Origin of the sequence: Pararhizobium sp. LjRoot255 (genome assembly GCF_964252905.1) — a bacterium.
Taxonomy (GTDB): Bacteria; Pseudomonadota; Alphaproteobacteria; order Rhizobiales; family Rhizobiaceae; genus Pararhizobium.
Genome location: NZ_CAXUPQ020000001.1, coordinates 664,627 through 677,110, shown reverse-complemented (window position 1 = coordinate 677,110; position 12,484 = coordinate 664,627). Strand labels below are relative to the sequence as shown.

At 60.8% G+C, this 12,484-nt stretch carries 11 protein-coding genes; 8 read left to right on the top strand and 3 right to left on the bottom strand.

Annotated features, from left to right (window positions below; genetic code table 11):
• Positions 1-601: 601 nt before the first annotated feature.
• Both groL and groES read right to left on the bottom strand, forming a co-directional pair.
• On the bottom strand, positions 602-2,245 hold the full coding sequence (groL, locus tag ACSQ2W_RS03440) for a chaperonin GroEL (protein ID WP_436084992.1): 1,644 nt from the start codon (positions 2,243-2,245) through the stop codon (positions 602-604).
• 66 nt (positions 2,246-2,311) lie between these two features.
• Positions 2,312-2,608, bottom strand: a complete 297-nt coding sequence (gene groES / locus ACSQ2W_RS03435; RefSeq protein WP_037124760.1) for a co-chaperone GroES — start codon at positions 2,606-2,608, stop codon at positions 2,312-2,314.
• Between the two features lie 265 nt (positions 2,609-2,873).
• Between groES and ACSQ2W_RS03430 the strand changes: the two genes are divergently transcribed.
• The 8 genes from ACSQ2W_RS03430 to ACSQ2W_RS03395 all read left to right on the top strand — a co-directional run bounded on the left by ACSQ2W_RS03430 (position 2,874) and on the right by ACSQ2W_RS03395 (position 12,004).
• Entirely contained in the window at positions 2,874-3,707 is an 834-nt protein-coding gene (locus ACSQ2W_RS03430; protein ID WP_436084991.1) for a chromate resistance protein ChrB domain-containing protein, read from the top strand.
• Positions 3,700-5,064, top strand: coding sequence for a chromate efflux transporter (gene chrA / locus ACSQ2W_RS03425; protein WP_436084990.1), 1,365 nt, complete (start codon positions 3,700-3,702; stop codon positions 5,062-5,064). Before ACSQ2W_RS03430 ends, chrA begins: the two co-directional genes overlap by 8 nt.
• A gap of 123 nt (positions 5,065-5,187) precedes the next feature.
• Positions 5,188-6,036 (top strand): TIGR01459 family HAD-type hydrolase, encoded by an 849-nt coding sequence (locus ACSQ2W_RS03420; RefSeq protein WP_436084989.1) that lies wholly within the window; start codon positions 5,188-5,190, stop codon positions 6,034-6,036.
• A gap of 210 nt (positions 6,037-6,246) precedes the next feature.
• Positions 6,247-7,227 (top strand): bifunctional riboflavin kinase/FAD synthetase, encoded by a 981-nt coding sequence (locus ACSQ2W_RS03415; protein WP_436084988.1) that lies wholly within the window; start codon positions 6,247-6,249, stop codon positions 7,225-7,227.
• An 83-nt stretch (positions 7,228-7,310) separates the two neighbouring features.
• On the top strand, positions 7,311-7,550 hold the full coding sequence (locus ACSQ2W_RS03410; RefSeq protein WP_436084987.1) for a BrnA antitoxin family protein: 240 nt from the start codon (positions 7,311-7,313) through the stop codon (positions 7,548-7,550).
• 305 nt (positions 7,551-7,855) lie between these two features.
• A complete protein-coding gene (gene ileS, locus ACSQ2W_RS03405; protein ID WP_436087666.1) occupies positions 7,856-10,765 on the top strand; it encodes an isoleucine--tRNA ligase in 2,910 nt (969 codons plus the stop codon).
• Between the two features lie 138 nt (positions 10,766-10,903).
• Positions 10,904-11,521: a hypothetical protein gene (locus ACSQ2W_RS03400; protein WP_436084986.1), complete on the top strand. Its 618-nt coding sequence runs from the start codon at positions 10,904-10,906 to the stop codon at positions 11,519-11,521.
• Positions 11,522-11,527: 6 nt separating this feature from the next.
• Entirely contained in the window at positions 11,528-12,004 is a 477-nt protein-coding gene (locus ACSQ2W_RS03395; protein ID WP_436084985.1) for an N-acetyltransferase family protein, read from the top strand.
• Positions 12,005-12,014: 10 nt separating this feature from the next.
• Here ACSQ2W_RS03395 and ACSQ2W_RS03390 read toward each other — a convergent pair whose 3' ends face one another.
• Complete coding sequence (locus ACSQ2W_RS03390; RefSeq protein WP_436084984.1) at positions 12,015-12,464, bottom strand: nucleoside deaminase; 450 nt, start codon at positions 12,462-12,464, stop codon at positions 12,015-12,017.
• Between the last annotated feature and the right edge of the window lie 20 nt (positions 12,465-12,484).

Genomic DNA, 12,484 nt, shown 5'->3' with positions numbered 1-12,484 from the left:
ATTGACGCTGAAAATACTTTTAAAGTCCTGTAACCTGCTGTCGTCAAGAGACGTAATTTTAAATCCCTATCGTGATTGCGTTCATTGATGAAGTAAATTGTATGCGATGAAAATATATTCTTCATGGATTTTGGATGAAAAGCGATTTCAGGCCATGGTTAGTGCAGAAGAATTGAGCAACCTGTTGTCTATCTTTTCCAGGTCTTGCATCTAGGTCTGTGGTTCACTTGTAGCTTCAATGGTCTTTCTGGCAAACTTTTTGCGGCCTGGAAGCATGTATCGACGATTGCATTCGTTTCAATTTGTGCAATCAGAACATGATTCGCATGCGATTAGGCAATGAGCCAAATGCCGTAGATGCGGACCTTTCTTGGGGACATCCATCAACTTTTGTATCGTGATCGAAAAAGGGCGGACCTTGCGGCCCGCCCTTTCTCAATCCGGAAGGCCGGAAAGCCTTGTGGTCGTCATTCGTGATAAGGCAGACGCCTTATCACATCATGCCGCCCATGCCGCCACTTCAGCGCGCTTGGCGCGCTGAAGCACTTTGGATCATGGGCGAAGCTGTATGGTCGTCATTCGTGATAAGGCAGACGCCTTATCACATCATGCCGCCCATGCCGCCCATGCCGCCCATGTCGGGCATGCCGCCGCCGGCAGATTCCTTCTTCGGAAGTTCTGCAATCATGGCTTCGGTGGTGACGAGCAGACCGGCAACCGAAGCTGCGTTCTGCAGAGCGGTGCGAACGACCTTGACCGGATCGACGATACCCATGGCGATCATGTCGCCATATTCGCCGGTCTGGGCATTGTAGCCGTAGTTGTCGGTGTCGCTTTCGAGGATCTTGCCGACCACGATCGAACCTTCGTCACCGGCGTTCTCGGCGATCTGGCGAACCAGAGACTGCAGCGCCTTGCGGACGATGTTGATACCGGCCGTCTGGTCGTCGTTGGCGCCCTTGATGTTGAGAACGATCGAGGCACGCAGCAGAGCCGTACCACCACCAGGAACGATACCTTCCTGAACGGCAGCGCGCGTTGCGTTGAGAGCGTCGTCGATACGGTCCTTCTTTTCCTTGACTTCGATTTCAGTCGCACCGCCGACGCGGATGACCGCAACGCCGCCAGCGAGCTTGGCAAGACGTTCCTGCAGCTTCTCGCGGTCGTAGTCGGAGGTGGTTTCTTCGATCTGACCCTTGATCTGGGCAACGCGGCCTTCGATCTCGGCCTTCTGGCCATGACCGTCGACGATGGTGGTGTTTTCCTTGGAGATCGAGATCTTCTTCGCACGGCCGAGCATTTCGAGCGTGACGTTTTCGAGCTTGATGCCGATGTCTTCGGAAATGACCTGGCCACCGGTCAGGATCGCGATGTCTTCCAGCATGGCCTTGCGGCGATCGCCGAAGCCCGGAGCCTTGACGGCAGCGATCTTCAGGCCGCCACGCAGCTTGTTGACGACGAGGGTCGCAAGCGCTTCGCCTTCGACGTCTTCCGAGATGATGAGGAGCGGCTTGCCGGTCTGAACGACGGCTTCGAGAACCGGAAGCATTGCCTGCAGGTTGGAGAGCTTCTTCTCATGGAGAAGGATGTAGGCGTCGTCCAGTTCGGCAACCATCTTTTCCGGGTTGGTCACGAAGTAAGGGCTGAGATAGCCACGGTCGAACTGCATGCCTTCGACGACTTCGAGCTCGGTCTCGGCGGTCTTGGCTTCTTCAACCGTGATGACGCCTTCATTGCCGACCTTCTGCATCGCGTCAGCGATGTACTGGCCGATTTCCGTCTCGCCGTTGGCAGAGATCGTGCCGACCTGGGCCACTTCTTCCGAAGTGCTGATCGTCTTGGACTTGGCAACGATGTCCTTGACGATTGCCGTGACAGCGAGGTCGATGCCGCGCTTCAGGTCCATCGGGTTCATGCCGGCGGCTACGCTCTTGGCGCCTTCGCGAACGATGGCCTGGGCGAGAACCGTAGCAGTCGTGGTGCCGTCGCCGGCAATGTCGTTGGTCTTCGAAGCAACTTCGCGGACCATCTGGGCGCCCATGTTCTCGAACTTGTCTTCGAGTTCGATTTCCTTGGCGACGGAAACGCCGTCCTTGGTGATGCGCGGTGCGCCGAACGACTTGTCGATGATGACGTTGCGGCCCTTCGGGCCGAGCGTTACCTTGACTGCGTCAGCGAGGATGTCGACGCCGCGCAGCATCTTTTCGCGCGCGGTGCGGCCGAACTTGATTTCTTTGGCTGCCATTTTAAAAACTCCCGGGCTGGTGCCCAATTGGTTTTATGGAATTGAAGAGAAGGGAACCGGCCAGGATCAGCCGATAACGCCCATGATGTCGGCTTCCTTCATGATCAGAAGGTCTTCGCCGTTGAGCTTGACTTCGGTGCCCGACCACTTGCCGAACAGAACGCGGTCGCCAGCCTTGACGTCGAGAGCGATGAGAGCGCCCTTGTCGTCACGGGTGCCGGTGCCGACGGCGACGATTTCGCCTTCCTGCGGCTTTTCCTTGGCGGTGTCCGGAATGATGATGCCGCCCTTGGTCTTGGCTTCAGACTCGACGCGGCGTACGACGACGCGGTCATGCAGAGGACGGAAATTGGTGCTTGTCATTGTCTAATCCCTCGATCAAATGACTTCACGGATCGTGAACCGACCCGATGGATGGATGTTAGCACTCCTGTTGTGTGAGTGCTAGCGACCCGGAGATAAGGATGGCCGCCGATTGAGTCAAGAATGGGCCGGCAGATTCTTTTGCGGCGAAAATGATTGACTTGGTTCCGGCTTTTTTGTCTAATTTCTGCATGGGGTTTGCGAACTGCCCCACGAGGCGTCATGCCATCACTTCGCGTCCAATCCCACGAAAAGGACGTAAACCATGGCCTCGTATAACGCTATTTCCACCGAAAAGCTCGTCCGCCTGATCGGCACCCCCAAGGGCCCGGTCGTTATCGACGTGCGCGACGATGAGGATTTCGCCGCTCAGCCTCTTCTTCTTCCCGCGTCTTTCCGGCGTCCTTACGCCGACGTGCGGCAATGGGGGGCGGATTATCGCGGCCGCTGGGTCGTTGTGGTCTGCCAGAAGGGCAAGAAGCTCAGCGAGGGTGTTGCCGCCTGGCTGCGAAAGGCCGGCGCCGAGGCAGAGACGCTGGAGGGCGGGTTTGAAGCCTGGCAGGCGGCTCAACTGCCACTCGTTCCAGTCGCTGCGCTGCCGGGTGAAAACGCAAATGGCGGAACGGTCTGGGTTACGCGCTCGCGCCCGAAGATCGATCGCATTGCCTGCCCCTGGCTGATCCGCCGCTTTGTTGATCCGACAGCGACGTTTCTCTTCGTCGCGGCCCCGGAAGTCGAGGCGGTTGCGGAGCGTTTCGGCGCAACGCCGTTCGATGTGGAAGACGTCTTCTGGAGCCATAGGGGCGAGGACTGCACCTTCGACACGATGGTCAAGGAATTTGGTCTTTCATTCCCTGCACTTCAGCATCTCTGCCTGATTGTCCGCGGGGCTGATACCGACCGGCTCGATCTCGTTCCCGAAGCCGCCGGTTTGCTCGCTGCGTCGCTCGGCCTCTCGCGGATGTTTGCCGACGATCTGGAGCAGCTGGAAGCGGGCATGATACTTTACGACGCCTTCTATCGCTGGGCACGTGATGCCACGCAGGAAAAACACGAGTGGGTGCAGCACGTCGCGAAGAAGGCCAAAGACAATGAATGAGGCGGTGCAGATTGAGGCGCCACCGGCACATCCGACATTCGCCGAGGCCACCAGGGTCTGGGCGAAGATCGGGCTCTTGAGTTTCGGAGGCCCGGCGGGCCAGATCGCCCTGATGCACAGGGAACTGGTGGAGGAACGCCGCTGGATTTCCGAGAGCCGCTTCCTGCATGCCTTGAATTTCTGCATGCTTTTGCCTGGCCCCGAAGCGCAGCAGCTTGCCACCTATGTCGGCTGGCTGCTGCACGGCACGCGTGGCGGCATCGTGGCCGGCACGCTGTTCGTGTTGCCGGGCTTTTTCGTCATCCTTGGCCTGTCGTCTGCCTATGCGCTGTTCCAGGAGACGCATTGGCTCGCCGCTGTGTTTTTCGGATTGAAGGCGGCGGTGCTGGCGATCGTCGTCGAAGCGGTCATCCGCATTGGCCGCCGGGCGGTGAAAACCCGCTTTGCCGTGATCGTCGCGGCTCTCGCCTTCGCTGCGCTTTTCTTCTTCGATCTGCCGTTTCCGTTGGTCGTCCTGGCGGCGGGCGTGGCCGGCTACGTCGCCACCCATGCGCAATCGGTGGAAGGGAGAACGATGGCGGCGGCAAAGCAGGCCCTTGCCGACCAACCCTCGGTCATCGACAGCAATTTCCCGGACGTCGTCTCGTCCTGGGGCAGGGCGGTCCGGGTTTTCGGCGTCTGGGCGGCGCTCTGGGTCGCGCCGTTCGTGGTCATCGGCGCAATGCTCGGCTTCGACAACGTCTATACTGCCATCGGCCTGTTCTTCTCCAAGATGGCGGTGGTGACCTTCGGCGGCGCCTATGCCGTGCTTGCCTATGTCGCCCAGCAGGCGGTCGAGACCTATCACTGGCTGAGGCCCGGTGAAATGCTCGATGGTCTGGCCTTGGCCGAAACGACGCCTGGCCCTCTGGTGCTGGTGCTCTCCTTCGTCGGCTTCATGGCCGCTTTTCGCGCGCCGCTCGGGCTCGATCCTCTCTGGACCGGCGTTCTCGGAGCGACGCTTGCCACCTGGGTCACGTTCATTCCCTGCTTCCTTTGGATTTTCCTCGGTGCGCCCTATGTCGAGACCTTGCGCAACAACAGGGCGCTTTCGGGTGCGCTGGCGGCGATCTCGGCGGCGGTCACCGGCGTCATCCTCAACCTGGCGCTCTGGTTCGGCCTGCACATCCTTTTTGCAGAGGTAAGCCGGCATGTGGCCGGGCCGCTGTCGATGCCGCTTCCGGCCTGGCAGACGTTCCAGCCGGCGGCATTCCTGCTGACGCTTCTGGCCGCTCTCATGCTTTTCAAGCTGAAACGCGGAATCGTAACCACGCTTGTCGTCTGCGCCGGCGCTGGCTGGCTGATCAGCAGCTTTTAAAAGGCCTATCCGTGTTTTACGGCCGAATCCTTGGGATTCGGCCGCCAATTTCCGCAAGGAGTCTTGTATTTTCGGCGCCTGCCTGCGATGTCACGCCGGATATTTTTTCTGCGGGAAGCCAGCATGGCCGTTCGGATCAACAGTTTTCGCGACATCGCCAAACGTTACGATGTCGTTCTGTGCGATGTCTGGGGCGTGCTGCACAATGGTGTTGCGGCCTTCAAGCAAGCCTGCGAGGCGTTGACGGAAGCCCGGGCCAGGGGGCTGACCGTCGTCCTCATCACCAATTCGCCGCGCCCGCATCCCGGCGTCATCGTCCAGATCCGCGGCCTCGGCGTGCCGGATAGCGCCTATGACCGGATCGTCACCTCCGGCGACGTCACCCGCGCACTGATCGCCGCTGGCCCGAAAAAGATCTATTTCATCGGCGCCGAACGCGACCTGCCGCTGCTCGATGGCCTCGGTGTCGAAATGGTTTCTTCCGAGGATGCCGAGATCATCGTCTGCGCCGGCTTTTTCGACGATGAGACCGAAACGCCGGACGACTACCGCGCAACGCTTACCGGCATGGCCAAACGCAAGCTGCCCTTCATCTGCGCCAACCCCGACCTTGTCGTCGAACGCGGCCACAGGCTGATCCCCTGCGCCGGTGCCATCGCCAAGGTCTATGCGGAACTGGGCGGCGAGACCCGGATTTCCGGAAAGCCCTACGTGCCGATCTACCGCGCCTCGCTGTCGGAGGCCAAGGCCGTTCGCGGCGGGCTCGATCTGTCGCGGGTCGTAGCCGTCGGCGACGGCATGCCGACCGACGTCAAGGGAGCGCAGGATTTCGGCCTCGATATTCTCTATATCAGCGCCGGCATTCATGCGCTCGAGTATATGAATGCTGAAAAGACGGATGAGGCGAAACTCACGGCATTCCTGAAAAGCGAGGGTGCGACGCCGAAGTGGTGGATGCCCAGGCTGGCCTGAACGAGACTAGCTTGAACGAGACTAGCTTGAACCAGACTGGCCTGAAGGACTGGCCTGAAGGACTGGCTTGATCGGACTAGCCTACTGCATAATTCCCTTAATCGGAATCGATTTAAGGATAAAATTATGCAGCATTTCAAAGTGTTACAGTGATCTCTGCGCGCCTGAAAAGACGCGCGGCGCTGTAGAGACCAGACTGGTGTGACGGATATGACGGTTTTCCATCGCAACGAGACGCGCGAACCATTGCCGCAAGCCTTGAGGGGCGGCGTCATCGCCATCGGCAATTTCGACGGCGTCCATCGTGGTCACCAGTCGGTGTTGAATCGGGCACTGGAGGAGGCACGGGCGCGGGGCATTCCCGCCCTGGTGCTGACCTTTGAGCCGCATCCGCGCACCGTCTTTCGCCCGGACCAGCCGGTCTTCCGCCTGACGCCGGCGCCGCTCAAGGCGCGCATCCTCGAAGGCATGGGCTTTTCCGCCGTCATCGAATATCCGTTCGACCACACGTTTTCACAGCTTTCCGCCTCCGATTTCATCCGCTCCGTGCTAATGGACTGGCTGCATGCCGGCCACGTCGTGACCGGCTTCGATTTCCATTTCGGCAAGGGCAGGGAAGGTGGCCCCGCCTTCCTGATGGCGGCCGGCGGCGAAAACGGTTTTGGCGTCACGCTGGTCGATGCTTTTCGCGACGAAAACGCCTCGGTGATCTCCTCCAGTCATATCCGCGGGCTGCTCGGCGAGGGTGACGTCGCAGAGGCAGCCGGAATGCTCGGCTATCGCTATACGGTGGAATCCGAAGTGATCGGCGGCAAGAAGCTCGGCCGCACGCTCGGCTATCCCACAGCCAACATGCAATTGCCCCCCGAAGTCGAATTGCGCAACGGCATTTACGCCGTGCGCTTCCGCCGGGCCGACGGCAGTCTCCATGACGGGGTTGCCAGTTTCGGCAAGCGCCCGACGGTCGACAGCGATGGCATCCCCCTGCTCGAAACCTTCGTCTTCGACTTTGCCGGCGATCTCTACGGCGAAATCTGTTCCGTCTCCTTCTTCGGTCACCTTCGCGACGAGCTCAAATTCGACGGCCTCGACCCGCTGGTGGTGCAGATGAAGCAGGATGAGGCCGAGGCGCGGGCATTGCTCTCGGGTGTGCGGCCGCTCAGCGAGATCGACCTGCAGATTGCGTTTTAAGCCGTGACCTGGTTGACCTCGGACCAAATTGGTCGCGTACTGTGCCTGACCAAAGTCACAAACCCAACAGGAATGAGAGTTCGATGGCTACAACGCCGCGCCGACCCGTAAATCCGATGGATGCCGCTGAAGCATTGTTCAAGCCGGCTAAAAAGCCGGTAGCGCCTGCCGCCGAAAGGCGAGCTTTGCCGGAGACCAAGGAGCTTGTTTCGATCAAGATCGATAGCGCCGTGCTCGAATATTTTCAAAAGGATGGGCCGGGCTGGCAGGATCGCATCAACGACGCGTTGCGAGCAGTGATGCAGGGCAAACCCGGCGCGTAAATTGCGTCGAGCCTGAATTGGCAGGAAGCACGCTGACGGCGGCACGGCAACGGGGGTGTGCAAAGCTGCAGCGCCAGCCGCAAGCCTCTTCCTTTTCGCCCGAAAACGTCTTAAACAACCGCCACCATGACCCGATATCGTCGATTGATGATAGATCAGCGAATTATTGGCCCGGCCTTCCCAGCGCGTTGACTGCCGCCGGAAGGTCCGGGTTTTCGGCGTTTGACAGAAGCGCCTCCGCTATCCCTTGAAGATATCCCGTTCGCATGCGCGGCGAAACGCGCTCAGAGACGATTGCAAAAGCCATGACCGATACCGCTGAAAAGCTCGACTATTCGAAGACCCTTTATCTGCCCGAGACCGAATTCCCGATGCGCGCCGGCCTGCCGCAGAAGGAACCGGAAACGGTTGCCCGCTGGCAGAAGATGGAGCTCTACAAGAAGCTCCGCGCTTCGGCTGCCGGCCGCGAAAAATTCGTGCTGCATGACGGCCCGCCCTATGCCAACGGCAACATCCATATCGGCCATGCGCTGAACAAGATCCTCAAGGACATCATCAACCGCTCGTTCCAGATGCGCGGCTATGACGCCAACTATGTTCCGGGCTGGGACTGCCACGGCCTGCCGATCGAATGGAAGATCGAGGAGGCCTATCGCGCCCGGGGCAAGAACAAGGACGAGGTTCCGGTCAACGAGTTCCGTAAGGAGTGCCGCGAATTCGCCGCCAACTGGATCAAGATCCAGTCGGAAGAATTCAAGCGCCTCGGCATCGAGGGCGATTTCGACAATCCCTACACCACGATGGCCTTCCACGCCGAAGCCCGCATCGCCGGCGAACTCCTGAAGATCGCCAAGTCCGGCCAGCTCTATCGCGGTTCGAAGCCGATCATGTGGTCGGTCGTCGAGCGTACGGCGCTGGCGGAAGCCGAGGTCGAGTACCAGGACGTCGAGAGCGACATGATCTGGGTGAAGTTTCCGGTTGCTGAAGGGCCGGAAAGCCTGAAGGACGCTTTCGTTGTCATCTGGACCACGACACCCTGGACCATCCCGGGCAACCGCGCCATCGCCTATTCTTCGCGCTACCCTTATGGCCTTTTCGAAGTTGAGAGCGCCGAGAACGATTTCGGCCCGCAGCCGGGCGAAAAGCTGATCTTCGCTAGGCGTCTTGCCGATGAAGCCGCAACCAAGGCCAAGGTCACGTTCAAATTTGTCCGCGAAGTCGGCGCCGACGAACTGGCGGCCACGACCTGCGCCCATCCGCTGCACGGTCTCGGTGGCGGCTATGACTTCCAGGTGCCGCTGCTCGACGGCGACCACGTCACCGACGACGCCGGCACCGGTTTCGTCCATACGGCTCCCAGCCACGGCCGCGAGGACTTCGATGCCTGGATGGAGAATGCCCGGGCGCTCGAAGCGCGCGGCATCTCCTCGACGATCCCGTTCCCTGTCGACGACGCCGGTTTCTACACCGCCGACGCGCCTGGCTTCGGTCCGGATGCGGAGAATGGCGCCGCTCGCGTCATCGATGACACGGGCAAGAAGGGCGACGCGAACGACCGCGTCATCAAGGCGCTGATCGCCCGCCACACGCTGTTTGCCCGTGGCCGCCTGAAGCACACCTATCCGCATTCCTGGCGGTCCAAGAAGCCGGTGATCTTCCGCAACACGCCGCAATGGTTCGTCTATATGGACAAGGATCTTGCCGACGGCACGACGCTGCGTTCGCGCGCGCTGTCTGCCATCGACGAGACCCGCTTCGTGCCCGCTGCCGGCCAGAACCGCCTGCGCGCGATGATCGAGAACCGTCCGGACTGGGTGCTTTCCCGTCAGCGCGCCTGGGGCGTGCCGATCGCCGTCTTCGCCGACGAGAAGGGCGAAGTGCTGGTCGATGAGGCCGTTAACGCCCGCATCCTCGAAGCCTTCGAAAAGGAAGGCGCCGATGCCTGGTTCGCTAGAGGCGCCAAGGAGCGTTTTCTCGGCAACGACCATGATCATGGCCGTTGGACGCAGGTGATGGATATCCTCGACGTCTGGTTCGATTCAGGCTCGACGCACACCTTCACCTTGGAAGACCGCCCCGACCTGAAATGGCCGGCCGATGTCTATCTCGAAGGTTCCGACCAGCATCGCGGCTGGTTCCATTCCTCGCTGCTCGAAAGTGCCGCGACGCGCGGCCGCGCGCCCTACAACGCCGTTATCACCCATGGCTTCACCATGGACGAGAAGGGCGAGAAGATGTCGAAGTCCAAGGGCAATGTCACATCGCCGCAGGAGGTCATGAAGGACGCCGGCGCCGATATCTTGCGCCTGTGGGTTGCGACCTCCGACTATGCGGAAGATCTGCGGGTCGGCAAGACGATCATCCAGACCAACATCGACGCCTACCGCAAACTGCGCAACACCATCCGCTGGATGCTCGGCACGCTGGCGCATGACAGGCAAGAAGACATCGCCTTCAACGACATGCCCGAACTCGAGCGACTGATGCTGCATCGCCTGACCGAACTCGAACGGATCGTGCGCGATGGTTACGACGCCTTCGACTTCAAGCGCATTGCCCGTGCGCTGATCGATTTTTCGAATGTCGAGCTTTCGGCCTTCTATTTCGATATCCGCAAGGACGCGCTCTATTGCGATGCGCCGTCGAGCCTGCGCCGCCGCGCCAGCCTCGCGGTCATCCGCAAGCTGTTCGACTGCCTTGTGATCTGGCTTGCGCCGGTTCTGCCCTTCACGGCTGAAGAGGCCTGGCTGTCGCGCGATCCGTCGGCGGTTTCCGTCCATCTGGAGCAGTTTCCGATCGTGCCGGCGGAATGGCGCGACGAGGCTCTGGCCGAGAAGTGGAAGAAGGTCCGTGACGTGCGCCGGGCGGTCACCGGCGCGCTTGAGGTCGAGCGCCGCGACAAGCGTATCGGCTCCTCACTCGAGGCTGCGCCGGTGGTCTACATCGCCGACGCGGGTCTGCTGCAGGCGCTGGATGGTCAGGATTTCGCTGAAATCTGCATCACCTCCGGCATCACGGTCGTCGATGGCAAGGGGCCGGAAGGCGCCTTCCGCCTGGACGACCTGTCGACGGTCAGCGTCGAGCCCAAACTCGCAGAAGGCGTCAAATGCGCCCGCTCCTGGCGGATTACCGCCGATGTTGGCTCTGATCCGGCTTTCCCGGATGTGTCCGCCCGCGATGCGGCGGCGCTGCGCGAGCTTGGCTTCGCTTCTTAGATGGATAGTCTGCCGGGTGAATTGCTCTTTTGCCGCTCATCCGGTAGAACCTGCCTGAAAATCGGCGGATTTATCCGTCAAGGGCGCAGCAATGCCGCCTCAGAGATCGATCGTGCCGGCGCCGCTGGAAGGGTTTTCATGGGAATGACGCGAGAGTTTCGAGTGTATGCCGGTATTTTCGGCGTTGTGGCTGGCAGCCTCGTCCTGACCGGCTGCATTGGCGGCCCGACCTACGGCACCGACAAGACCGCCGGTGAACACCTGATGGACGACCTCGGCAGTGCCGTCAGCATTGGCGAGACGACCAAGCCCAAGAACCTCAAATACCAGCCGCGGCCCGGCCTCGTCCTGCCTCCATCGAGCGAGACCGCCGCGCTGGTGCAGCCACAGCAGAGCCTTGCCAAGGACAACCCGCAGTGGCTTGAGTCGCCGGAAGAAACGCGTCAGCGCCTGCGCGACGAAGCCGATGCCAATGCCGACAGCCCGACCTACGTTTCGCCGCTGGCCAAATCGGGCGCCAATAGCCGTCGCCTGACCGCCAAGGAACAGCAGGAGGCTTATCGCGAAGCCCGCAAGCTCCAGATGGGCGCCTATGCCGACAAGCGCCGGTTCCTGAGTGACCCGCCGCTCGAATACCGCAAGATGCCGGAAGAGGCAGTGGCGGATCTCGGCGAGCCGGAGCAGGTCAAGGCGCGCCGCCGCAAGAAGGAAGCCGCGATTGCCAACAGCGGCAAGAAGTGGTGGGATATCTTCTGATCGCCGATGTTTGATATTCGCGAGGCGACACAAGCCGACGCAGGAACTATCCTGCGCTTCATCACCGAACTGGCAATTTATGAAAACGCCGGCCACGAAGTCGAGGCGACGGTCGAATCCGTCGCCCAATCCCTGTTCGGTCCGAATTCCGTTTCGCATGCGGCGATCTGCGAGCGCGACGGCGTTCCCGTCGGTTTTGCCGTCTGGTTCTTCAGCTATTCGACCTGGCAGGCTCGCAACGGCCTTTATCTCGAAGACCTCTATGTCACGCCCGAACAGCGCGGAACCGGTGCCGGCCGACTGATGCTGCGCTATCTGGCGCGGATCGCGGTGGAAAAGGGATGCGGCCGCTTCGAGTGGAGCGTGCTCGACTGGAATGAACCGGCGATCAAGGCCTATCAGGCGATCGGTGCCGAGCCGCTGACCGAATGGACGCGCTATCGTCTGTCCGGCCCGGCGCTCGAAAGTTTTGCCGCCGGCTGAGTCCGCCTGCTCAACGCTTCCCTGCAAAAAACTGCTTGAGGATATCAGCCGCTGCCTGGGCTGAAAAACCCGAATAGACCTCGGGGGCGTGGTGGCAGGTCGGCTGGCTGAAAAAGCGCACGCCGTTGTCGACGCCACCACCTTTCGGATCCTCGGCACCATAGTAGAGCCGCCGCAGCCGGGCAAACGAGATGGCCGCGGCGCACATGGTGCAGGGTTCGAGCGTGACATAGAGGTCGGCGCCCGGCAGCCGCTCGTCGCCGATCATGCGGGAGGCTTCGCGGATCACCTCGATCTCGGCATGGGCGGTGATGTCGTTGAGTTCCCGGGTCCGGTTTCCGGCACTTGCGATGACTTCGCCGTCGAGGACGAGCACGGCGCCGACGGGGATCTCGCCACGTGACGCTGCCAACCGGGCCTCTGCCAAGGCCAAATCCATGAAGCGGTTCGTTTCAGCCATCGTTGGAACCCGCGATAATT